Source organism: Microvirga sp. P5_D2 (assembly GCF_054049475.1).
In genome coordinates, this window is sequence record NZ_JBFUMH010000075.1 from 1 (window position 1) to 23,631 (window position 23,631).

The window sequence follows — 23,631 nt, forward strand, 5'->3', positions numbered from 1 at the left end:
GCCACTCCATGTCCGACCCGGCGAAGTACCGCACGAAGGACGAAGTGACCCGCATGCGCGAGGAGTTCGATCCTATCGAGCAGGTGCGCCGCCGCCTCCTGGAGAGCTGGAAGCTGTCGGAAGACGAGCTGAAGGCCATGGACAGCAAGCCACTCCATGTCCGACCCGGCGAAGTACCGCACGAAGGACGAAGTGACCCGCATGCGCGAGGAGTTCGATCCTATCGAGCAGGTGCGCCGCCGCCTCCTGGAGAGCTGGAAGCTGTCGGAAGACGAGCTGAAGGCCATGGACAGCAAGGTGCGCGAGATCGTCAACGAGGCGGCGGAGTTCGCCACGCACGATCCCGAGCCCGATCCGTCCGAGCTCTACACGGACATCCTGCTTTAAGCGGCGCGTTCAGCGCCGCTCCTCAAAGCTTCGCCGCAGCGACACAAGCAACACGAGTCTTTCATGGCGATCGATATTCTCATGCCTGCCCTCTCACCCACCATGGAGCAGGGCAAACTGGCCAAGTGGCTGAAAAAAGAAGGCGATCAGGTCAAGCCCGGCGACGTGCTGGCCGAGATCGAAACCGACAAGGCGACCATGGAGGTCGAGGCGATCGACGAGGGTATCCTCGCGAAGATCCTCGTCTCCGACGGCACCGACAACGTTGCGGTGAATACGCCCATCGCCGTGCTGGCAAGCGAAGGCGAGGATGTGTCGAAGGCAGCGTCGTCGGCCAAGGCGCCGGCTGCTCCGGCTCCTGAAGCGCAGGGCGCACCCACGCCGGACATGGAACGCGAAGGCATGGCCGACAGGCCGTCGCCGGATTCGATTCCGGGTACGGATGCAGCGCCCGTCGCGGAGCCTGCTGCTCCGTCAGTGATCACCAGCCGCACCGCCTACGACGCCATGGCGGAAATTCCGGAAGGCACCGAGCTTGTCAACATGACGGTTCGCGAAGCCCTGCGTGATGCCATGGCCGAAGAGATGCGCAAGGACGACAAGGTCTTCGTGATGGGTGAGGAGGTTGCCGAATACCAGGGCGCCTACAAGGTCACCCAAGGCCTGCTGCAGGAGTTCGGGCCTAAGCGTGTCATCGACACGCCGATCACCGAGCACGGCTTCGCCGGCGTCGGCGTCGGCGCGGCGTTTACGGGCCTGCGCCCCGTCGTCGAGTTCATGACCTTCAACTTCGCCATGCAGGCGATCGACCAGATCATCAACTCGGCGGCGAAGACCCTTTACATGTCCGGCGGCCAGCTCGGCGCTCCCATCGTGTTCCGCGGCCCCAACGGTGCCGCTGCCCGCGTGGGCGCCCAACACAGCCAGGAATTCGCGGCATGGTACTCCGCGATCCCCGGCCTCAAGGTCGTAGCACCTTACTCGGCCGCCGATGCGAAGGGCCTGCTCAAGAGCGCGATCCGCGATCCGAACCCGGTGATCTTCCTGGAGAACGAGATTCTCTACGGCCAGTCCTTCCCGGTGCCGAAGCTCGATGATTTCATCGTGCCCATCGGCAAGGCGCGCATTCATCGCGAGGGCAAGGACGTCACCATCGTCTCGTTCTCCATCGGCATGAGCTATGCGCTCAAGGCCGCTGAGGAACTCGCGAAGGAAGGCATCTCCGCCGAGGTGATCGACCTGCTCACGATCCGTCCGATGGACACCGACACCATCGTCGCCTCCGTCATGAAGACGGGCCGCTGCATCACAGTGGAAGAGGGCTATCCGCAATCCGGCGTCGGCGCCGAAATCGTCTCGCGCATCATGGAACACGCGTTCGACTATCTCGATGCGCCCGTGCTCCGTGTGACCGGCAAGGACGTTCCCATGCCGTACGCGGCCAACCTGGAAAAGCTCGCCCTCCCATCGGTGGCCGAGGTCATCCAGGCTGCGAAGGCCGTTTGCTATCGGTAAGGCCAAAGTGATGATGCTTCGGTTTCCATTGCTGGTTGGTGCTCTGGCTGTCGGCCTTGCAGGTTGCGGAATTGGGCCCTCGGCCAATTATCAGGCTGCTCTGCAGATGCGGTCCGTCATCAAACCTGCCGGGACTTCTACGGATGCACTTGCATCAGTCTCTCAGGGGGAGAGGCTTGCCGTCTTTACTCGGTTGCTGACTTCCTCTGGGGAACAATCGTGCAAGTTCAACGCGGCACGGATGACAGAACGTACCTCGGATGGAAGAAGCCTATGGAACGTGGCTTGCAAGGGCGATATCCGCAAACCGGACTACATGTTCCTGATCCCAGCTAGCGATGATGCCAACGCACAGGTTCTGCGTTGTCGGCAAAATCCAGGAGGAGGTGCAGGATGTTCCGCTTTCTGACGGAGTTCGGTGCATGACCGACAAAAAGTTCGAAGCTCTCAACGTTCCGCCCGATGCGCTCGAAAAGGGTGGCGTCGAGATTTTGAGGGCTTCGGTGGTCGATGGGGCGGTGAGCATCGCGCTTCGCCGCGCCTTCGACGATCCGTTCACCTGGGGCGTGCTCCTGGTGGATCTCGCCCGTCACGCCGCGCACATCTATGCCATGGAAACCGACTTCTCGGAGGAGGAGGCCATGGCGGAGATCGCGGCAGGAATTCAAGCCGAGCTGGACGATCCGAGCGATCCCGGCTCCACGCACGCTGTCAACTAACTCAGCTCAGGATCCAAAACGCCATGCCCATCAATATCCTGATGCCCGCTCTTTCCCCCACCATGGAAAAGGGAAACCTTGCCAAGTGGCTGAAGAAGGAAGGCGACACGGTGAAGTCCGGCGACGTGCTCGCCGAGATCGAGACCGACAAGGCCACCATGGAAGTGGAGGCCGTCGATGAAGGAATCCTCGCCAAGATCGTCGTGCCCGAGGGAACGGCGGATGTCCCGGTCAACCAGCTCATCGCGCTGATCGCAGGCGAGGGCGAGGATCCCAAGAGCGTGACCGCCCCCGCGAGCGGCGGCGCACCCGCACCGAAGGCCGAGGCTCCAGCCGCACCTGCTCCCGCCGCAGCGCCGCAGCCGCAGGCGAACACGGTGCAGGGCGATGCCAATGCGCATATGTCCTATGCCCGTGTCGATCAGGCTCCCGCAGGCCCGGCGCAGGCCGCGAAGCCAAACGGGGCAGGGTCGCAGGCCGCTGGAAACCGCGTGTTCGCATCGCCGCTTGCCAAGCGCATCGCGAAGGATGCCGGCGTCGACATCGCCTCGATCCAGGGCTCCGGCCCGCGTGGCCGCATCGTTGAAAAGGACGTGCGCGCGGCTCTCCAAGGTGGCGGCGCCAAGCCCGCCGCTGCTCCTGCAGCCGCTGCTGCTCCCGCCGCGAAGTCCGCCGCGCCGCAGCTTGCGTCAAGCATGGGCGCCGATCAGGTCAAGGCCATGTTCGAGGCCGGCACCTACGAGGAAGTGCCACTCGACGGCATGCGCAAGACCATCGCCAAGCGCCTTGTCGAGTCCAAGCAGACGGTTCCGCATTTCTACCTGTCGCTCGATTGCGAGCTCGACGCGCTCATGGCTTTGCGCGAGCAGGTCAATGCCGCAGCCGGCAAGGACAAGGACGGCAAGCCCGCCTACAAGCTCTCGGTCAACGACTTCGTGATCAAAGCGCTCGCCATGGCGCTCCAGCGCGTGCCTGCCGCCAATTCGGTTTGGGCCGAGGATCGCATTCTGAAGATGAAGCATTCGGATGTGGGCGTCGCTGTCGCCATCGAAGGCGGCCTGTTCACGCCGGTCGTGCGCAAGGCCGAGACCAAGACGCTCACCGCCATCTCCGCCGAGGTGAAGGACATGGCGGGCCGCGCCCGCAACCGTCGCCTGAAGCCGGAAGAATACACGGGCGGCTCCACCGCCGTGTCCAACCTCGGCATGTTCGGCATCAAGAACTTCCAGGCCGTCATCAACCCGCCCCAGGGCACGATCCTCGCCGTCGGCGCGGGCGAGCAACGCGTGGTGGTGAAGAACAACGCCCCGGCAATCGTGCAAGCCATGACCGTGACGCTCTCCTGCGATCACCGCGTGGTCGACGGCGCACTCGGTGCGGAGCTTCTCGCGGCATTCAAGCAGCTCATCGAGAATCCGATGGGGATGCTGGTTTAATCAACGTCATGGCCGGCCTTGTGCCGGCCATCCACGCCTTGTTTCAACGGCCCGGCACGCGAAGACGCGGATGCACGGGTCCAGCCCGGGCATGACGGGGGAAAATTCGATGGCAAACCAATACGACATCATCGTCATCGGCGGCGGTCCGGGCGGCTATGTGGCCGCGATCCGCGCGGCGCAGCTTGGGTTCAAGACCGCCGTGGTGGAGCGCGAGCATCTGGGCGGCATCTGCCTCAACTGGGGTTGCATTCCCACCAAGGCGCTGCTGCGCTCGGCGGAAATCTTCCACTACATGGAGCACGCCAAGGATTACGGCCTGTCTGCTCAGGGTATCGGCTTCGACGCTGCCGCCATCGTGCAGCGTTCGCGCGGCGTGTCGGGCCGTCTCAACGGCGGCGTGGGCATGCTGCTGAAGAAGAACAAGGTCGATGTGATCTGGGGCGAAGCCTCGATCTCGAAGCCCGGCGAAGTCGTGGTGACGGCTCCGAAAAAGCAAGCCATGCAGCCGCAGCATCCGACGCCGAAGGGTGTGCTGGAGCCGGGCACTTATTCTGCCAAGAACATCATCATCGCCACCGGCGCGCGTCCGCGCGCTCTGCCGGGCATCGAGCCGGACGGCAAACTGATCTGGACCTATTTCGAGGCCATGGTGCCGCCGTCCATGCCGAAGTCGCTGCTCGTCATGGGCTCCGGCGCCATCGGCATCGAGTTCGCCTCGTTCTATCGCACCATGGGCGCCGAGGTGACCGTGGTCGAGGTGCTGCCGCAGATCATGCCCGTCGAGGACGCGGAGATTGCGGCGCTTGCCCGCAAGCGCTTCGAGAAGCAGGGCATGAAGATCCTTACCGGCGCCAAGGTCACGAAGGTGGAGAAGGGCGCAAATTCTGTCACCGCCACCATCGATGACGGCAAGGGCGGCACGCAGACGATCACCGCAGAGCGGATGATTTCGGCGGTCGGCGTCGTCGGCAATATCGAGAATCTCGGCCTGGAAMAGATCGGCGTGAAGATCGAGCGCGGCGTGATCGTGACGGACGGTCTCGGTCGCACCAACGTGCCCGGCATCTATGCCATCGGCGACGTAGCGGGCGCGCCCATGCTCGCGCACAAGGCCGAGCACGAGGGCGTGATCTGCGTCGAGACCATCAAGGGCCTGCACACGCATGCCATGGACAAGGCGAAGATCCCGGGCTGCACCTATTGCAACCCGCAGGTCGCGTCGGTCGGTCTCACCGAAGCCAAGGCGAAGGAGCAGGGCTACGACATCCGCGTCGGCCGCTTCCCCTTCGTCGGCAACGGCAAGGCGATTGCGCTCGGCGAGCCGGACGGCATGGTGAAGACGATCTTCGACAAGAAGACCGGCCAGCTCCTCGGTGCGCACATGGTGGGCGCGGAAGTGACCGAGATGATCCAGGGCTTCGTGATCGCCATGAACCTAGAGACGACGGAAGAAGACCTGATCCATGCCGTCTTCCCGCATCCGACCATTTCGGAAACGATGCACGAAGCCGTCATGGACGCCTACGGACGCGCGATCCACATCTGATTCTATTGAATCTAGTCCTTCACCCTTCTTTCGGGGAGGGTGAGGGCTTTCCGTTGGGATATATTGTCCATCCCAGCTGACTGGTTCGCTCTTCCTAGTATTTCTGAAGTCCTTGAAATGAGATGAGTTTCTCAATTTTTGGGGCGTACAAATAAAGATCACCCGCCCTATTTATATGTTGTAATATTTCGGCAAATTGTCCTATAAACCCGGCGTTTTCACTCCATACCGGGTTTCTCTCCATGTACTCTCTCCTAGACGACAGCGCGATCCTCGCTGCTTTCAACGATACGACCGCCACTGACGCGGCGATCCTCGAAGCCATCGACACCTATGCCGCTTCGCTGTTCTCGGACGGTAATGACGTCCTCTTCAACGAACTTCCCGACGGCGCGGGCCGCCAGAAGGCGATYGCGCTCGGGCTGAAGGAAGTCGCCCGGCTGTTCGGTGGTTACGAGACCGTTGAGGAGATCAAGGCTGAACTGGCTCACCAGATCACCGTCGAATACGCCAAGTATCAGTTCATCATCGCCATCGACAATGCTGCCGATGCGGCTGAGATGGCTGATGYAATCTACAACTACGGTGGTCCTCTGTACGAGCATCGCATGGATCTGATTGCGGAGTGGGAAGCCATTTCGGGTAACGAGGCCGTTGCCGCACGTGTGGCTGTCCTCAAGGCCGATACCTTCACCACTGTTCTTTCCGAAATTGCCCTCCATGTTGATAATGCCGATTACATGGCAGACCTTGGCGCTCGCCTGCTCGAAGCCCGCGGCACCATGACAGGCGGCAAGTTCTTCGGCGACGGCAAGATCATGGCCGCCCTCGACGAAGCGACCGACGATATCATCCTCGATGCCTTCAACGACGACGATGCAACGGATCTGGATATTCTGGCCGCCATCGACGCCTACGAGGACCAGCTGTTGTCCGGCGAAGCCCTCGCACATTTCCGTGAGCTTCCTGACGATGCCGGTCGCCAGAAAGCCATCGCGCTTGGGCTGAAGGAAGTCGCCACCCTGTTCGGCGATTACGCCTCCCTGGAAAATCTCCAGGAAGAGCTGGCTCACCAGATCAACGTCGAGTACGCCAAGTTCCAGTTCATCAACGCTATCGACAATGCAACCGACGTCCTCGAAATGGCAGAGGCGATTGAGGACTATGTCGAGCTGCTCAGCGACGAGCGCCAGGCGCTGATTGCCGAGTGGGAGAAGGTTGTCGGCAACGAGGCCGTCGCCGCGCGTGTGGCTGTCCTCAAAGCGGATGACTATACCAAGGTGCTGAAGCAGATCGTGACGCGTCTGGGCCAGTCCCCCAATTTCGCGATGGATCTTGCCGATCTCATCATCGAGGCTCGCAGCGCCGCGACAGGCAGCAAATTCTTCGGCGTCGTCAATATCGTCGCGGCCCTGAAGGACGCCAGCACTGCGATCAACTATGCCCCGACCGTAGAGGCGGTTCGCAACATCACCACGAACGAAGACGTGGCCCTGGTCGGCGTCGACATCGGCGCTGACGATGAAGACGGCGACACCCTGACCTACGCGATCAAGGACGGTGAAGGCCCGGCGAAGGGCGTCGTCACGCTCAAAGACGGCAAGTTCACCTACACCCCGACCGCCAACGTGCACGGCACCGACAGCTTCACCATCGTCGTCTCCGACGGCAAGGGCGGCACTGTCGAGCAGACGGTCAACGTCACGATCAGCTCCGTGAACGATGCTCCGACGGCTCCGGCTCTCTCGCCCGCGACCGTGGCTGAGAATGCTGCGAACGGCACCGTGGTCGGCGACCTGTCCTCCACGGACGTGGACACCGCTGCTCTCACGTATAGCCTCTTGAATGATGCCGGCGGCCGGTTTGCCGTTCAGGGCAACAAGCTCGTGGTGAAGAACGGCCTGCTGCTCGATTACGAGCAGGCGACCACCCACCAGGTGACGGTGCGCGTCTTCGACGGAACGACCAATGTCGACAAGATCCTCACCGTTTCGCTGACGGACATCGCCAATGAGACCGTCACGGTTGCGGCTGGCAACAACGTTCTGTTCGGCGGCGAAGGCAAGGACAAGATCGTGGGCGGAACCGGCGCCGACCGTCTCGGTGGCGGCATCGGAAACGACACGCTGACGGGTGGCAAGGGCAAGGACGTCTTCGTATTCAACAGCAAGCTGGACGCCAAGATCGCCAACCGCGACACGATCACGGACTTCAACGCGAAGGACGATTCGATCTGGCTCGACGACGCCATCTTCAAGAAGCTCGGCAAGGGCACGGAGTTGAAGCCCACCAAGCTGGCCAAGAAGTACTTCAGCATCGACGGTGCGAAGGACAAGAACGACTACATCAACTTCAACTCCAAGACCGGCGCGATCTCCTATGACGCGGATGGTCTGGGCGGCAAGAAGGGGATCGAATTCGCCAAGGTGAAGGTCGGTAGCAAGGTAACGGCTGACGACTTCTTTATCGTCTGATCCGTGACAAAGGTGTGGAGCGGCACATAGCGCGCTGTTCCACATCATTGACGGTGTTCGATTGAAATAAAGAGAGCCGCTTTCACGCGAGTGGGGCGGCTCTTTTCATGTGTTCCTTACCATTGGAAGRGCGGCTCCAGGGGTAGGGACGAGGACAGCTTGGCCCTAGCTGATTAGTGAATCGATAGAACGTTGCAGTAACCTATTTCGATGAAAAAGGCTCCCGCGTGAGGCGCGCAGACCTTCTTGGAACCACCGCGTCATCCAGTTGTTTCGCTTTGAGCTTAGAAGCCTTCAAAGGCAGCTTAAGGGAACGCATAAATGGACAAGACGCCGAAAGCACCGTCGGGAACGACGGATCGGGTTCTCACGAACCGGCAGGGTCATCCGATTACCGACAACCAGTCGCAGCGCACCGTGGGCGCGCGCGGTCCGGCTACACTGGAGAATTACCAGTTCCTGGAAAAGATCACCCATTTCGACCGCGAGCGTATTCCTGAGCGCGTCGTCCATGCCCGCGGCTTCGTGTGCTACGGTGAGCTTGAGGTTACGGGCAAGATCGGTGACGAGCCCGCTTCGAAATACACCCGCGCCAAGCTATTCCAGCAAGCCGGCAAGAAGACGCCACTAGCGATCCGTTTCTCAACCGTGATCGGCGGCCGCGACTCTTCCGAGGTCGCCCGCGATCCGCGCGGCTTCGCCGTAAAGTTTTATACGGAAGACGGCAACTGGGATCTCGTCGGCAATAACCTCGCAGTGTTCTTCATCCGCGACGCTATCAAGTTTCCGGATGTCATCCATTCGCTCAAGCCCGATCCGGTCACTTTCCGCCAGGAGCCAAACCGCATCTTCGACTTCATGAGCCAGACGCCGGAAGCCATGCATATGCTGACGCATCTGTTCAGCCCGCGCGGCATTCCAGCAAGCTATCGGCACATGGAAGGTTTTGGCGTCAACACCTACAAGATGGTGAACGCGCAAGGCGATACGGTTCTCGTGAAGTATCATTTCCATCCGCGCTGCGGCCTTGCGAGCCTCACGGCAAAGGAGGCGGCTAAGGTGCAGGGGCAGGATCTCGGCTCTGCCTCGAAGGATCTCTTCGAGGCCATCGAGCGCGGCGAGCACCCGCAATGGGACATGTATGTGCAGATCATGGAGGACCATGAGCATCCCGAGCTCGACTGGGACCCGCTCGACGACACCAAGATCTGGCCGGAGAAGGATTTCCCGTTGCGCCATGTGGGCGTCATGACGCTCAACCGCAATGTGGAGGATCACTTCAACGAGAACGAACAGATCGCCATGGGCACGGGCGTGCTCGTGGACGGTCTTGACTTCTCCGACGACAAGATGCTGGTGGGCCGCACGCTCTCGTACTCGGACACGCAGCGCCATCGCGTCGGCACCAACTATCTCCAGATCCCGGTCAACCAGGCGAAGAGCGCCAAGGTTTCGACGAACCTCAATGGCGGCCAGATGTCCTATCGTCGAGACTTGGCGCCGGGACAGAMCCCGCATGTGAACTACGAGCCGTCGATCCATAACGGCCTGCATGAATCCCCGCGCGAGGAGCCGAACAATCCGCCGGAAGTCCACGGCCGTCTCACTCGCAGCGTGATCGAGCGCCGCAACGACTACATTCACGCGCGCGGCCGCTATTGCACCATGATGGATTGGGAGCGCGACGACCTCGTTCTCAACATGGGCACGCTGCTCGGCCAATGCGAGCGCGACGTGCAGGAGCGCATGGTGTGGCATTTCCTGATGGTGCACGACGATTACGGCCGCCGCGTCGGCGAGATCATCGGCATCACCGCCGACGATGTGCGCAACCTCCCGCCGCTGGCGAAGCAGGTGCTGACGGATGACGAGAAACGTCGGCTCAAGAATCTCGGCAACAACGGCGATATCATCGATCCGACCGTCTGGGGCCAGTGGACGAGTTCCGTGAAGAACTATAAGGCCTCAGCGGAAGAGGTGTTGGGCGGCATGCGCAATGTGCCGACGGAACCGGCGAAACAAGCGGCAGAGTAAACACGAGCGCTGAAAGGCGAGGGCGGTTTGCGCCGCCCGCCGCGTCATGACCGGGCTTGTCCCGGCCATTGTCGCTTCAGTGTGCTCTGCCCTCATCCCGAGGATGCCGCATGGCGCGTCACTTCTACGATTGCCACTAAAGCCATCCGCTCCGGCGCAAGCGCCAGTACAGAAAGCTGCAGACCAGCGCGATGATTGTCAGCACGAAGGCATAGCCGTATTTCCAGTGCAGCTCGGGGATGATGTCGAAGTTCATGCCGTAGATGCCCGCGACCGCTGTGGGCACGGCGAGGATCGCGGCCCAGGCCGCGAGCTTGCGGGTGATCTCCGTCTGCTGCGCCTGGCCGGTCATCAGGCTGGTCTCGAACGCGAAGGCCAGCACTTCGCGCAAGGACTCGATCTCTTCCTGCACCCGGCGGATGTGATCAGACACGTCGCGGAACAGCGGATACATGGAGGCGTCAATGCCGGGCAGTCCCGGATGCTCCAGACGCCGGCAGACCTCCACCAGCGGCACGACGGCATTGCGCAGCCGCAGGAGATCGCGCCGAAGCTCATAGAGCCGCCGCACATGAAACGACTCCGAGGTTTCCGCGAGGATGTTGTCCTCGATCTCCTCCACTTCCTCCTGGATGGTCTGGATCACCGGCATGTAATTGTCGACGATGAAATCGAGGATGGCATAGAGAATGAAGTCCTCTCCCTCCGAGAACGCCTGCGGAATGGCCTCGCAGCGTTCGCGCACCGGAATATAAGTCGTGGAGGCGCCGTGGCGGACGGACACCACATAGCCTCGCCCGACAAACAGATGCGTCTCGCCGAACGCGATGCGCCCCTCCACCATCTGCGCCGTGCGCGCAACGACGAACAACGCCTCACCGTATTGTTCGAGCTTGGGCCGCTGGTGCGCCTTGAGCGCATCCTCGATGGAGAGATCGTTCAGGTCGAATTGCTTCTGCACCTTGCTGAGAAGATCGAGATCGGGCTCGTGCAGGCCGATCCACACCACATGCCCGGGCTTGTGCGACCAGCCACCCGCCTCCTCGATGGCGATATCGGCCAAACGCCGCCCGCCTGCATAAACCGCCGAGGCGACAACGCCGGGCGGGTGTGCAGGCCGCGATGCGGCGAGTTTGAGCGACTTGGCCATATGGGTTAACGCGCGGCGGGGCGGCGGGTGCCAAGGCGAGGAGAGGATTGGCGGCAGCTCTCGCTTTAAGGTTTTTCTGTCGGCGCGAAAACCGGGGTGGCCTATGCGCCGATGAATGCAACCTTGGCAAAGAACCCAGCGGTGCAGCTTCGAAATTGATCCGCAAACGGAGAGTTATCCAAAACTGGCGACGCTAAAGTCCGCTTAGCGCCGAAACCGGACTTTCATTCATGTTGTGGCCTTCAGCCTTACGATTGTCGTCGCGTTGCCAAATGGCTGCGGAGGCCAAAGGACTCCACCAGCGCCGATCCTCTGTCACTCTTATCGCTTGCGGCGAGATAGTCATCCTTTGCTGAGGCCCCTAGGGTCCTGACACAGCTTACACCCGTATCGCGACAAATCTCTTCCGCTCTGCAGCAGCTTTACAAGTCAAGCAATGAAATTGCGCATCAACCTTCAGGTTGCCACTTGGCGAAAGCTCTCAAGCTGGGTTGGCTAAGGCAGAGTGAGGTCCGAGTATCCTTTCCCGCCAAGAATGATATACTTCAGAAACATACCGCATGCCTGCCGCCGTTGCTAAGCGGACAAGAAGATTTGCGTGTCGCGGACGAAAAATCCGTAGATCGGTTTCGAGCTGGAGGTTTCATATGATCCAGACCTGCCGCTGCCTCAATTGCATTATTCCTCCCCACCTTCTTCGTAAACTTCTCGAGAGCGACAACAAAGAGGTCCGGCAAGCCGCTCTCAACACTCTCCTGGGTACAGCCAGATTGCGAGGCCAAAGGTCGCTGCGGGCTACCTTCGGGACCGGCCTCTCGGCTGCTCCCACGGATGGCCGCCGGAGCATCTTCGATTGCCAGAACAGCAATTGGCTTCCTAGCGCTGTCCTGGCTCGCACAGAGCAAGGTGAGGCGTCTGCCGACATCTCGGTCAACCGCGCCTTCGATGGTTTGGGAGCCACTAGGGAATTTTATCGCGAGGTGCTCGATCGCAATTCCATTGACGATCAGGGGATGCGTCTTGACGGATATGTCCACTACGGCGCGAGCTATAACAATGCGTTCTGGGACGGCCAACAGATGGTGTTCGGAGATGGGGATGGAGTCATGTTCACAGACTTCACCAGCTCCCTTGATGTGATCGGCCATGAGCTCACTCATGGAGTGACCGAGCATGTCGCTGGCCTGGAATACCATAACCAATCCGGGGCGCTTAACGAGTCGATGTCGGACGTGTTCGGGTCATTGGTGAAACAGTGGTCGCTCGGGCAAACGGCTGAACAGGCCGACTGGCTCATCGGAGCGGAAGTGTTCACTCCCGGCATTGAAGCAGATGCACTGCGGTCCATGAAGGCGCCGGGCACCGCCTATGATAACGAGACCTTCGGCAAGGATCCGCAGCCGGATCACATGAGCAAATTCGCCCATTTGCCCGATACTGAGGAGGGCGATTATGGCGGCGTCCATATCAACTCCGGCATCCCCAACAAGGCATTCTATCTTACCGCCACGGGGGTCGGGGGATATGCCTGGGAAGCGCCTGCTCTCATCTGGTACGAGGCTCTGAAGGCCTCTGGCCCGACAACCGAGTTTCAGGAATTTGCCGACAAAACGTATCTCATGGCTGGTGAGTTGTACGGGACAGGCAGCATGGAGCAGCAGGCCGTGCTGGCTGCATGGCGAGAGGTGGGAATCCGCATCAGCGGCATGCCGGCGAGACCCCTTCGGGGCCGGGGCCGTGCGATTGCCGCAAGCGAGGGGGCAGGCCACGAAGGAGACGTCCTGGCTGTCCTAGCCCGACAGATCGAGGCCTTGTCCGGTCAGGTGACTGCACTGTCCAAGGAGGTCAGCACTCTGAAGGGGAAGCGAATGCCGACAGAGCCAGGGTTATCGTCATCGCGCCCAGGCAACTCACGATCCCCTCGTTCAGCAAACTCCTGATAGCCGCTGCGGAATCCCCTGACAGGCGCGAGACCTGAGATGAAAGTCAGTTTGGCAAAACATGGTGGACAGGCGGCCGGGATACTTCTTGGCCGTCCTCCTCAGGTTCTGGAGACCAGCACTTTATCGCCAACAACCGCAAAGGAAATTTCCGGACTGATCGAGGCTGCAACGGCCGCATCGCCGGTCTATGAGAATAGCCCCGGGCGTGCCCGCGACGCTATGAGCTACACGATCACGGTGGAGGACGGCGACCGTCGAACCGTTCTCAAGTGCTCAGATACCAACATGTCTCATGCTTTGGCGAACCTTCTGGTCTTGCTTGAGCAACACCTGAAATGAAGTGATTTCGTCATCCTGAGAGGCGCAATGTTCGGTTCTGGTCCGAGGCTGCGCGCGAGGGGCCGTCAGATTCTTCACTCACACAGATTGAACCGGACTGTTCTTTGTGCGCTCTCGACCCTTCACCCTTGGGCACTGCAAAGCGCCGAGACTAGACGTCTGGAATGCTCAGGCGGCCGCAAGGATTTCGTCGGCGGGGCCGAAGAACTCGTAGTGGATGCGGTTCGAGCGAACGCCGGCTAGCGCCAAGCCGCCTACGAAGGCGCGCAGGAATGGCCGCGGACCGCATAGATAGTAACCCGCCTCGTCCAGAGGGGTGTTGGCACGCAGCCAATCCACGGTAATCATTCCCTGGTGATCGTAATCGACTCCGAGCCTGTCTTCGGGGCGCGGATCGACATAGAAAGTGGTGGCCTTGATGTTGGGATAGGCCTGCGCCAGGGAGCGGACCCTGTCCCTCATGGCATGGGTCGCGCCGTTCAGCGTGCCATGTACGTAATGGGTCGCTTTGTTCGGGTATCGGGCGGCAATCGTCTCAAGCATGCTCATCATAGGCGTCAGGCCGACACCGCCGCTCAGGAGCACCACCGGCCTGGGGGATTCTTCGTTCAGGAAGAACTCGCCCGCAGGCGGAGCCACTTTGAGGATCGTGCCTGCGTCCGTGTGGTCATGCAGCCAGCTCGACGCGATACCCTGCGGCTCTCGCTTCACGGAGATCCGGTAAGTCCCGTCATTCGGCGCACTCGAAATGCTGTAATTGCGCTTGAGCGGATGCTGGTCCGGCACCTCGATCCAGAAGGTCAGGTACTGACCTGGCTGATGGCGCAGGACCGGGTTGCCGTCCTCGGGCCGGAGCAAGAAGGAGGTGATGATGTCGCTCTCCTGACGCTTGCTCTCGATCCGGAAGTTGCGCCATCCGCTCCAGCCGCCGGGGGCTGTGGCGAGCTTGGTGTAGATGGCTGTCTCGCGCCCGATCAGCACATGGGCGAGAAACCAATATGCCTCGCCCCAGGCAGCGAGGATTTCGTCGGTCGCGGCGTTACCGAGCACATCCTTGATCGCGCCCAGCAGAGCATCGGCCACATGTGGATAATGCTCGGGCAGAATGTTGAGCCCAACATGCTTCTGCGCGATGCGTTCGACCGCTGGAGCAAGCGCGCCGAGATTGTCGATATTCTGGGCATAGGCGAGAATGGCCGTTGCGAGCGCCTTGGGCTGCGAGCCGGTCTCGCCGTGATGCGATTGGTTGAAGAGATCGCGGATCTCCTCGTTCTGGAACATGCGCTCATACATGCGCTGTGTAATCGCCAGCCCGTGCTCCTGCAGGGCGGGAACGGTGGCCTTCACGAGATATATGGTCATATCGCTGAGCGAGGTGGACATGGGATCATCCTTAGACACTTCGTCGTGGGCGGACGGGATGATCGCAGAAGTACGAGGCATCGATATGGCGCAGCCCTAATGATCCCACCCTTGGGATGGCTGACGGTTACGCCGTGGTGAGGTGCCCGGGAACTTAGGAAATGTCCTTAGGGAAGCCCTATAAGCGCAATCACCGTGAATCGAGAGCCAGAGAATGATGCCTTCTTGAGAGCGGTGATTTGATACAATGTTCAATGACCGCTTTCCTCACCAGAGGAGGATTTTCGGGGCCGTCAGCCGAGGCGGCCTGCTCCACAGCAACCCCGCCTTGCTACTTCAGCATTTGCGAAGATGCGTCAAAAGTCTTAAATCAAGCCAGCACCGGGGCTTGAGGCCTCCGATCCCAAGGGTTTTGCTTCATGGCTGTCGTTCTCGACCTTCTGAACAAGGATAACCGTCCCCGCCATCCGGAAAAGGCGCATCGGCCGGACCAGCCTGTTCAGCAACGCAAACCCGACTGGATCCGCGTGAAGGCGCCGGGCTCGCCCAAATGGGCCGAGACCAACCGCATCGTGCGCGAGAACAAGCTCGTAACCGTGTGCGAGGAGGCGGGCTGCCCCAATATCGGCGAGTGCTGGGAGAAGAAGCACGCCACCTTCATGATCATGGGCGACACCTGCACCCGCGCCTGCGCCTTCTGCAACGTGAAGACCGGCATGCCGCAGGCCCTTGACCCCAACGAGCCGGAGAGCGTGGCGAAGGCGGTCGAGAAGCTCGGCCTCGAACACGTGGTCATCACGTCCGTGGACCGCGACGACCTTTCCGATGGCGGCGCGCAGCATTTCGCGGATGTGATCCACGCCATCCGCGCCCGCAGTCCTAAGACCACTATCGAGATTCTGACGCCTGACTTCCTGAGAAAGCCCGGCGCGTTGGAAGTTGTCGTCGCGGCCAAGCCCGACGTGTTCAACCACAACCTCGAGACAGTGCCCGGGAGATACCTGAAGGTCCGCCCCGGCGCGCGCTATTTCCACTCCATCCGCCTGCTCCAGCAGGTGAAGGAGCTCGACCCGACCATCTTCACCAAGTCCGGCATTATGGTCGGCCTCGGCGAGGAGCGGAACGAGGTTCTCCAGCTCATGGACGATTTGCGCTCGGCGGAAGTGGATTTCATGACCATCGGCCAGTACCTCCAGCCCACAAAGAAGCATCACCCCGTGATCCGCTTCGTGACGCCGGACGAGTTCAAGGCCTTTGAAACCACTGCCTATGCCAAGGGTTTCTCCCTCGTCTCCTCGACCCCGCTGACGCGCTCCTCGYATCACGCAGGCGAGGATTTTGCCAAGCTCAAGGCGGCCCGTCTCGCCAAGCTCGGCTAACTTCGGATGGGGTATGCAGCGCATTCTGGTCATCGGCTCTCCAGGCTCGGGCAAGAGCACGCTGGCGGATCGCCTTGCGACACGGCTGGGCCTGCCGCTGATTCATCTGGACAGGGAATATTTCGGGCCGGGCTGGGCCATGCCGAAGCGCGCCGAATGGCGTGAGCGCGTGAAGGCTCTCGCCGCTCGTCCGACCTGGATCATGGACGGGAATTATTCCAGCACCTTCGATCTGCGCGTGCCCCGCGCCACCGCGATCGTGTGGCTCGATCTGCCGCGCTGGCGCTGCATCGCCGGGGTTCTCTGGCGCGTCGTGAAGAATTATGGGCGGACGCGTTCCGATCTCGGTTCCGCGGGACCGGAGCGTTTCGACTGGTCCTTCATGCGCTGGATCTGGAATTATCCGAAAAGCATGCGTCCAAAAACCGTCCGTATGCTCGAACGACTGCGCCCCGAACAGCGGGTTTTCGTACTGCGCTCACATTCCGACATTCCGGCCCTCGAGGTCGCGCTGACAAGCCTCAGGGAGGCCGCCTAACCTATGCCGACGTTCCGCATGACGCGACCTGTAAAGCACAAGCCGGCCGAGATGTTTTCCCTCGTCGCCGATGTGGAAAACTACCCGGAATTCCTGCCGCTCTGCGAGGACCTTCGCATCATCCGCCGCGTGCAGAGCGGGGAGGGCGTCGAGACCCTCGTCGCGAATATGAGCGTGGGCTACAAGGCGATCAAGGAGAGCTTCACCACCCGCGTGACGCTCGACGAACCGCGCCTGCGCATTCAGGTCGAGTACGTGGATGGGCCGTTCAAATATCTGGAGAACCGCTGGTCCTTCCACCCCACGCCCACCGGCTGCGATGTGGAATTCTACATCAATTACGAGTTCAAGAGCTTCGCGCTCAGCCTGCTCATGGGCACCGTCTTCGAGAAGGCCTTCCGCAAATTCACCGAAGCCTTCGAGCAGCGGGCGGATCAGGTGTTCGGTGCGAAAGGATCGATGGCGACGGGGTGAGGAGACTAGAGGGCAGGCATCACAATGCGGATTCGAAAAGCCCAAGAGCATCTTCGACAGCCTTCCAGCGCACCATCACGCGGCCGAGATCACCGTAGCGTCGTTCGAGATGTAGCGTCGGCCTGCCTTTGCGGGCCAAGCCGAAATGCACCAGGCCGACAGGCTTCGCTGCGCTTCCACCACCGGGGCCTGCGATGCCGGTGATGCCTACAGCCACATCGGCACGCGAGCGGGCAAGCGCTCCGTCCGCCATGGCGCGAGCCACCGGCTCGCTGACGGCGCCGTGTGTGGCGATGAGATCGGAGGGCACTCCGATCAGCTCGGTCTTCGCCTCGTTGGAATAGGTGACGAAGCCTCTCTCCACCACGCTGGAGGAACCGGATATTTCGGTGAGCAGGGCAGCAACGAGACCGCCCGTGCAGGATTCCGCGGTCGCGATCTTCAGGCCTTCCCGCTCATAGGCCTTGAGGAGGGCATCTGCGCGGTGCTTCAATTCTGGCATCATGGGCTTACTCCGGCAGTCTGATCGTTGCGGCGGCCTGCGCCGCGATTCCCTCGCTGCGGCCCGTGAAGCCCAGCTTCTCGGTTGTCGTCGCCTTCAGCGAAACCTGATCGAGCCTGAGATTGCAGATCTCGGCGATCCGCTGCCGCATGGCCTCGCGGTGAGGGCCGAGGCGGGGCTTCTCGCAAAGCAGGGTCGCGTCGAGATGGTCGAGCAATCCCCCACGATCCCGCACAAGGCTTACTGCATGAGCGAGGAATCGGTCCGAGGACGCGCCGCGCCATTGCGGATCGCTGGGCGGGAAATGCGTGCCGATGTCGCCATCGGCCAGAGCGCCGAGAATGGCATCGGTCAGGGCATGCAGGATCACGTCTCCGTCCGAATGCGCGATGACGCCGCTGTCATGGGGAACTTTGATCCCGCCAAGCCAGATATGGTCGCCCTCGCCGAAGGCGTGCACATCAAAGCCTGTTCCAACGCGGGTCACATAGGTCATGCGTGAGCCTTTCAGGTGCTGCTCCGCCTCCGCGAAATCGGAGGGGTGTGTCAGTTTGATATTCGCAGATTCTCCGGCGAAGACGTGCACGGGGAGACCGGCCCATTCGGCCAACGCGCCGTCATCCGTAAAGGCATGAAGTCCGGCGGCCGCAGCTTTGCGATGAGCTTCGATAAGTTCGGCAAAGCGAAAAGCCTGAGGCGTCTGGACGGCCCGGAGTCTGGCGCGATCGGGTGTGGATGCCACCATGTCCTGATCGCCCAAAACCTTGATCGTATCCGTCACCGGGATGCCTGGGACAGCCGCACCCCAGGTTGCCGCCGCGTCGATGGCCCGTTCGATGAGTTCTTTGCTGACGAAAGGCCGGGCGGCATCATGAACGAGAACGAGATCCGGCATGACACTCGAAAGAGCCTCCAGCCCATTCCTGACCGAATCCTGCCGCGTTTCTGCACCATAGGCGACGGGAAGGAGGCGTTCGTCGCCACCAACCGAGCCGATGGCTTTACTGTAAAGCGCATTGTCGTCTGGGTGGATCACCACCATGACGCGATCAATCTTCGGATGGTTGAGAAAGCAGTCGAGGGTCAGTTCCAGAACGGTTAGGCCATTCAGAGAGCGATATTGTTTCGGCACACCTTCGCCTGCTCGCGATCCACGTCCTGCGGCAACGATAAGGGCGACGACTGACATAAGCGGGCCTCTGTGACAGGTGCTCTCCTAAGCGTGACTTGCCGAATAGGCAAATTTCGTGGACCGGGGCTTGCGCTGGCCCGCGCTTTGGCTATTAATTAGGCATAATGAATCTTGATCAAAAAATAGGCGAGTGGGGATTTGATATCGGTTCCATCCGTGTCGAAACCCCATCAGTGCTCGCGCCCCTGTCCGGTGTCACGGATGTCGCTATCAGGCGCATTGCCAAGCGCTGGGGGGCGGGCCTCGTCGTGTCCGAGATGGTGGCATCCGACGAGCTTGTCCAAGGCTCCGAGGAGGCTCAGTTGCGGGCCGAGGGTTCCGGGATCGAACCCCATGTGGTGCAGCTCGCCGGCTGCGAGCCCCATTGGATGGCCGAGGCTGCGCGGGTGGCCGAAGGGGCAGGGGCCCGGATCATCGACATCAACATGGGTTGTCCCGCCAAACGCGTGATCGGAGGCTATTCAGGCTCCGCCCTCATGCGCGATCTGGACCATGCCAGCCGGCTTATCGAGGCCACCGTGACCGCTGCCGGCGTTCCCGTGACCGTCAAGATGCGGCTGGGATGGGACCATGACACCATCAACGCGCCCGAGCTCGCCCGCCGTGCCGAGGCGCTCGGCGTCAAGGCCGTGACGGTGCATGGCCGGACGCGGCAGCAATTCTACAAGGGCAGGGCGGATTGGAGCGCGATTGCTCCCGTTGTGCAGGCTGTGGGCATTCCCGTCATCGCCAATGGCGATATCGGCTCGCTCGATGATGCGCGGGCCTGCCTCGCGGCATCGGGAGCATCCGCCGTGATGATCGGGCGTTCCGCCGTCGGGCGGCCGTGGATCGTCGGCCAGATCGGGGCCGCTCTTCAGGGGCGCAGCATGCCGGATCCCACAGCGGAGGAGCTGACCGAAATCGCCCTGGAGCACTACGAGGGGCTTCTCGAACTTTATGGCCCGCATGTCGGTATCCGCCATGCCCGAAAGCACCTCGCCGCCTATGCCGAAACCGCCATTTCCATGGGGTTCCATGTTCCTCCATCCGTTCGTGCCGAACTGGTGACGTCGACCGATCCAAAGGCTGTCATGACCCTGTTGCGATCCCTTTATACTGAGCGCGCACGGGAGGCCGCATGACGATTGCCATGAACGACCTCATCGTGAATGCGCTGCCCCTGCCGGTTCTCATCATTGGCCGGGATCACCAGATCGTTCACGGCAATGCTGCTGCCGAGGCATTCTTCGAGATGAGCCTGCGCATGATGCAGCGCCAGAAACTCAGCGACTTCCTGCCATTCGACTCTCCCGTGATGGCACTCGTCGACGATGTGCGTCATCGAGGCTCCAGCGTCAGTGAGCACAGGGTCGATATCGGCAGTCCGCGCATGGGATCCGAGCGCATCGTCGATGTGTTCGCGACCCCGCTCGGGGATGACGGCGAGAACGTCATCATCATGCTTCAGGAACGCACCATCGCGGACAAGATGAACCGGCAGCTCACCCATCGCGGAGCAGCACGATCCATCACCGCACTTGGCGCACTTCTGGCGCACGAGATCAAGAATCCTCTGTCGGGCATTCGCGGCGCTGCTCAATTGCTCGAGCAATCCGCCAACGAGGACGACCGTCTCCTGACGCGGCTGATCTGCGACGAGACGGATCGCATCGTGAAACTCGTCGAGCGCATGGAGTTGTTCGGAGAGGAACGTCCTATCGACCGCGGTCCGATCAACATTCACGGTGTGCTGGACCACGTGAAGCGTCTCGCCCAATCCGGCTTTGCGCGGCACATCCGCTTCGTCGAGAATTATGATCCCTCCCTCCCGCCGGTTCTCGGCAATCGGGATCAGCTAATCCAAGTCACCCTCAACCTCKTGAAGAACGCTGCGGAAGCGGTCGGCATCGATGCCACGGATGGGGAGATCACTCTTTCGACGGCATTCCGCACAGGCGTCCGACTGCAGATTCCGGGCGCTCAGGAACGGGTGAGCCTGCCGATTGAACTCAGCGTGAGCGACAACGGTCCGGGCATTCCGCCCGAACTCATGAGCGATCTTTTCGATCCCTTCGTGACCACCAAGGTCCAGGGCAGCGGCCTTGGACTTGCGCTGGTGGCGAAAATCGTCGGCGATCACGGCGGAATCGTCGAATGTGAGCCGGCCCCACGCCGTACGAGTTTCCGAATTCTCCTGCCGATGCATCGCGCCAATGACGGACGCGAAGCAGATATTTGAGGCTTAAAAACATATGCCCAGCGGACAAATTCTTCTCGCCGATGACGATGCCGCCATTCGGACGGTTCTGAACCAGGCTCTCTCCAGGGCCGGTTATGAAGTGCGGTCAACGAGTAACGCCGCAACCTTGTGGCGCTGGGTGGCGCAAGGCGAGGGCGATATCGTCATTACCGACGTGATGATGCCGGACGAGAACGCGTTCGATCTTTTGCCTCGCATCAAGAAGCTGCGGCCCGATCTTCCGATCATCGTCATGAGCGCCCAGAACACGTTCATGACGGCCATCAAGGCATCCGAGCGCGGCGCCTACGAGTATCTTCCGAAACCCTTCGACCTGAAAGAGCTGGTGGCCGTTGTCGGACGCGCACTTTCACGGCCTCGCAATCCGGTGGCGAATGCGCCGAGCGCGGAGAACGAGGATATTCCGCTCGTCGGCCGCTCGCACGCCATGCAGGAAATCTACCGCGCCCTTGCGCGATTGATGCCCACCGACCTGACCGTGATGATCACCGGTGAATCCGGCACCGGCAAGGAGCTGGTGGCAAAGGCGCTGCACGATTACGGCAAGCGCCGCCAAGGCCCCTTCGTGGCGGTCAATATGGCGGCGATCCCGCGCGAGCTGATCGAGTCCGAGTTGTTCGGCCACGAGAAGGGCGCTTTCACGGGCGCGACCGCGCGTAATACCGGGCGCTTCGAGCAGGCCGAAGGCGGCACGCTTTTCCTCGATGAAATCGGCGACATGCCGATGGAGGCGCAGACCCGTCTGCTTCGCGTTCTCCAGCAGGGTGAATACACCACCGTCGGCGGACGCGTGCCGATCAAGACGAATGTCCGCATTGTGGCCGCCACGAACAAGGACTTGAGAATCCTGATCCAGCAGGGACTGTTCCGCGAGGATCTCTATTTCAGGCTCAATGTGGTGCCCTTGCGCCTTCCGCCCCTGCGGGAAAGGGTGGAGGACATTCCTGATCTCGCCCGTCACTTCTTCGTGCTGGTCGAGAAGGAGGGGCTGGCCCGCAAGCAGCTCGACGTGGAGGCCATGGACCGGATGAAGCGGTATCGCTGGCCGGGTAATGTCCGCGAGCTGGAAAACCTGGTCCGGCGTCTGGCGGCTCTTTACCCGCAGGACACTATCACTGGCGCCATCGTCGATTCGGAACTGGACTCCCAGCCCCTGCTGCCGCCCCAGCCGGCGGGTAAGCCGTCGACCCAGGCTCAGCAGAACTCGGAAGGGCTTTCCGATGCCGTCGAGCGACACCTGGCCGAGTATTTCTCCGGGTTCAGGGATACGCTGCCGCCTCCAGGGCTCTATCACCGAATCCTGCGCGAGATCGAAGGGCCGCTGATCGGCGCTGCCCTTGCGGCAACCCGTGGCAATCAGATTCGAGCGGCGGAACTCTTGGGCRTCAATCGCAACACCTTGCGCAAGAAAGTGCGGGACCTTGAGCTCATGGTGGTGCGAACAAACCGCGCTTAAGCCGTGGCTGTAATAATTTGACCACAGTGTTGTGTTGGTGCATCACCTTCTAAAGGGTGCCGCATCGAGGCACCCGGTTTGCGGGGCCTCACGTCTTGAACGACCAGAGCATACAAGAGCAGCACCAGACAGCTGAGCCGGGCCAACGGGGATTCGGCTGGCTGGGCTATGTGGCCGTTCTGACGGCGCTCGGCTCCGCCCTGACGACTTTCCTCGTCCTGGCCGGCGCAACGCCGATCCTTCCCACTCATGATGTGGTCGTTTGGCTGTTCATCCTGAACGGCATTCTGATCGCGCTTCTGATCGGCATTGTCGCCTGGCAGGCCCGCAAGCTCGTACGGGAGCACAAGGCGGGGGCTGCCGCGGCGGGGCTTCATGTCCGCATCGTGGGTCTTTTCAGTCTCGTGGCGGTTCTGCCGGCTGTTCTCGTAGCAGGCGTGGCCACTGTCACCTTGGAGCGTGGCCTCGATCCCTGGTTCACGGGCACTATCAGAGATCTGATGTTCAACACGGTGGAGATCGCGAGGTCCTATCGCGAGACACAGTGCCGGACGCTCGCCCGCGAGACCCAGCTCATGGCAGCCGATCTCAACCGGGCCAAGGTTCTCTTCGATGCGGATCGAAAGCTGTTTCAGGAATTCATGAATTCCCGCGCGGTCTTCTTAGGGTTTCCTCTCGCCATGATCGTGGAGCCGGATGGCCGGGTCGTGGAGCGGATCGAGAGCAAGAAACTGCCGGGCAATCCGGAGCCGACCGCTGCCGATTTGGAGGATGCGAGCAACCAGGAGGCTCTCTGCCTCTTTCAGAGCACCGGCAACATCTTCCGGTCGGTCCTGAAGCTGGACGCGCATAACGGGCGGATCCTTTATCTTGCCCGCGAGGTCGATCCACGCGCGGTCGAGTTTCCCGCCGTGGCTGAGCGCGGCGTCGAGATCTATGA

General features: G+C 61.2%; 18 protein-coding genes and 3 pseudogenes. 17 read left to right on the forward strand and 4 right to left on the reverse strand.

Translation table 11 applies throughout. From position 1 onward, the window contains the following. Positions 1 to 8: 8 nt before the first annotated feature. The 8 genes and pseudogenes from ACXJKO_RS18130 to ACXJKO_RS18165 form a co-directional block, all read left to right on the forward strand. Positions 9 to 137 (forward strand): annotated as a pseudogene (locus ACXJKO_RS18130) (pyruvate dehydrogenase (acetyl-transferring) E1 component subunit alpha); the annotation flags it as partial. A gap of 13 nt (positions 138 to 150) precedes the next feature. Then, positions 151 to 387, forward strand: a pseudogene (locus ACXJKO_RS18135) (thiamine pyrophosphate-dependent enzyme); the annotation flags it as partial. Positions 388 to 450: 63 nt separating this feature from the next. Next, a complete protein-coding gene (locus ACXJKO_RS18140; protein ID WP_457092489.1) occupies positions 451 to 1,902 on the forward strand; it encodes a pyruvate dehydrogenase complex E1 component subunit beta in 1,452 nt (483 codons plus the stop codon). Between the two features lie 422 nt (positions 1,903 to 2,324). Then, entirely contained in the window at positions 2,325 to 2,621 is a 297-nt protein-coding gene (locus ACXJKO_RS18145) for a DUF5076 domain-containing protein (protein ID WP_457092490.1), read from the forward strand. A gap of 23 nt (positions 2,622 to 2,644) precedes the next feature. Next, positions 2,645 to 4,057: a pyruvate dehydrogenase complex dihydrolipoamide acetyltransferase gene (locus ACXJKO_RS18150; protein ID WP_457092491.1), complete on the forward strand. Its 1,413-nt coding sequence runs from the start codon at positions 2,645 to 2,647 to the stop codon at positions 4,055 to 4,057. A gap of 109 nt (positions 4,058 to 4,166) precedes the next feature. Continuing rightward, complete coding sequence (gene lpdA / locus ACXJKO_RS18155) at positions 4,167 to 5,606, forward strand: dihydrolipoyl dehydrogenase (protein ID WP_457092492.1); 1,440 nt, start codon at positions 4,167 to 4,169, stop codon at positions 5,604 to 5,606. A 242-nt stretch (positions 5,607 to 5,848) separates the two neighbouring features. Beyond that, positions 5,849 to 8,080, forward strand: coding sequence for an Ig-like domain-containing protein (locus ACXJKO_RS18160; protein WP_457092493.1), 2,232 nt, complete (start codon positions 5,849 to 5,851; stop codon positions 8,078 to 8,080). A 321-nt stretch (positions 8,081 to 8,401) separates the two neighbouring features. Next, the gene (locus ACXJKO_RS18165) at positions 8,402 to 10,114 is read left to right on the forward strand and encodes a catalase (protein ID WP_457092494.1); all 1,713 of its coding nucleotides are present in this window, start codon (positions 8,402 to 8,404) and stop codon (positions 10,112 to 10,114) included. 136 nt (positions 10,115 to 10,250) lie between these two features. Here the strand turns inward: ACXJKO_RS18165 and ACXJKO_RS18170 are convergent, their stop codons facing one another. Then, positions 10,251 to 11,264, reverse strand: coding sequence for a magnesium and cobalt transport protein CorA (locus tag ACXJKO_RS18170; RefSeq protein ID WP_457092495.1), 1,014 nt, complete (start codon positions 11,262 to 11,264; stop codon positions 10,251 to 10,253). A 647-nt stretch (positions 11,265 to 11,911) separates the two neighbouring features. Here ACXJKO_RS18170 and ACXJKO_RS18175 point away from each other — a divergent pair. Both ACXJKO_RS18175 and ACXJKO_RS18180 read left to right on the forward strand, forming a co-directional pair. Next, positions 11,912 to 13,204: a M4 family metallopeptidase gene (locus ACXJKO_RS18175; RefSeq protein WP_457092496.1), complete on the forward strand. Its 1,293-nt coding sequence runs from the start codon at positions 11,912 to 11,914 to the stop codon at positions 13,202 to 13,204. A gap of 39 nt (positions 13,205 to 13,243) precedes the next feature. Next, positions 13,244 to 13,546: a protealysin inhibitor emfourin gene (locus ACXJKO_RS18180; protein WP_457092497.1), complete on the forward strand. Its 303-nt coding sequence runs from the start codon at positions 13,244 to 13,246 to the stop codon at positions 13,544 to 13,546. A gap of 168 nt (positions 13,547 to 13,714) precedes the next feature. Here the strand turns inward: ACXJKO_RS18180 and hmpA are convergent, their stop codons facing one another. Continuing rightward, positions 13,715 to 14,929: an NO-inducible flavohemoprotein gene (hmpA, locus tag ACXJKO_RS18185; RefSeq protein WP_457092498.1), complete on the reverse strand. Its 1,215-nt coding sequence runs from the start codon at positions 14,927 to 14,929 to the stop codon at positions 13,715 to 13,717. Between the two features lie 398 nt (positions 14,930 to 15,327). Between hmpA and lipA the strand changes: the two genes are divergently transcribed. The 3 genes from lipA to ACXJKO_RS18200 are packed head-to-tail and all read left to right on the forward strand — an operon-like array spanning position 15,328 to position 17,299. Then, on the forward strand, positions 15,328 to 16,287 hold the full coding sequence (gene lipA / locus ACXJKO_RS18190) for a lipoyl synthase (RefSeq protein ID WP_457092499.1): 960 nt from the start codon (positions 15,328 to 15,330) through the stop codon (positions 16,285 to 16,287). 13 nt (positions 16,288 to 16,300) lie between these two features. Then, a complete protein-coding gene (locus ACXJKO_RS18195) occupies positions 16,301 to 16,825 on the forward strand; it encodes an AAA family ATPase (protein WP_457092500.1) in 525 nt (174 codons plus the stop codon). A 3-nt stretch (positions 16,826 to 16,828) separates the two neighbouring features. After that, positions 16,829 to 17,299: a type II toxin-antitoxin system RatA family toxin gene (locus tag ACXJKO_RS18200; protein WP_457092501.1), complete on the forward strand. Its 471-nt coding sequence runs from the start codon at positions 16,829 to 16,831 to the stop codon at positions 17,297 to 17,299. 19 nt (positions 17,300 to 17,318) lie between these two features. On the opposite strand, the gene ACXJKO_RS18205 is transcribed toward ACXJKO_RS18200, so the two are convergent. Both ACXJKO_RS18205 and ACXJKO_RS18210 read right to left on the reverse strand, forming a co-directional pair. Then, entirely contained in the window at positions 17,319 to 17,804 is a 486-nt protein-coding gene (locus tag ACXJKO_RS18205; protein ID WP_457092502.1) for a CinA family protein, read from the reverse strand. 4 nt (positions 17,805 to 17,808) lie between these two features. Then, the gene (locus tag ACXJKO_RS18210; RefSeq protein WP_457092503.1) at positions 17,809 to 18,990 is read right to left on the reverse strand and encodes a bifunctional 2-C-methyl-D-erythritol 4-phosphate cytidylyltransferase/2-C-methyl-D-erythritol 2,4-cyclodiphosphate synthase; all 1,182 of its coding nucleotides are present in this window, start codon (positions 18,988 to 18,990) and stop codon (positions 17,809 to 17,811) included. 107 nt (positions 18,991 to 19,097) lie between these two features. Between ACXJKO_RS18210 and dusB the strand changes: the two genes are divergently transcribed. The 4 genes and pseudogenes from dusB to ACXJKO_RS18230 all read left to right on the forward strand — a co-directional run. Next, positions 19,098 to 20,117, forward strand: coding sequence for a tRNA dihydrouridine synthase DusB (gene dusB / locus ACXJKO_RS18215; protein WP_457092504.1), 1,020 nt, complete (start codon positions 19,098 to 19,100; stop codon positions 20,115 to 20,117). Then, positions 20,114 to 21,214 (forward strand): two-component system sensor histidine kinase NtrB, encoded by a 1,101-nt coding sequence (locus ACXJKO_RS18220; RefSeq protein WP_457092505.1) that lies wholly within the window; start codon positions 20,114 to 20,116, stop codon positions 21,212 to 21,214. Before dusB ends, ACXJKO_RS18220 begins: the two co-directional genes overlap by 4 nt. A gap of 13 nt (positions 21,215 to 21,227) precedes the next feature. Next, positions 21,228 to 22,691 carry a nitrogen regulation protein NR(I) gene (gene ntrC / locus ACXJKO_RS18225; RefSeq protein WP_457092506.1) on the forward strand — a complete coding sequence of 488 codons (1,464 nt, stop codon included), beginning with the start codon at positions 21,228 to 21,230 and terminating at the stop codon, positions 22,689 to 22,691. 95 nt (positions 22,692 to 22,786) lie between these two features. Then, positions 22,787 to 23,631: pseudogene (locus ACXJKO_RS18230) on the forward strand (PAS domain-containing sensor histidine kinase); the annotation flags it as partial.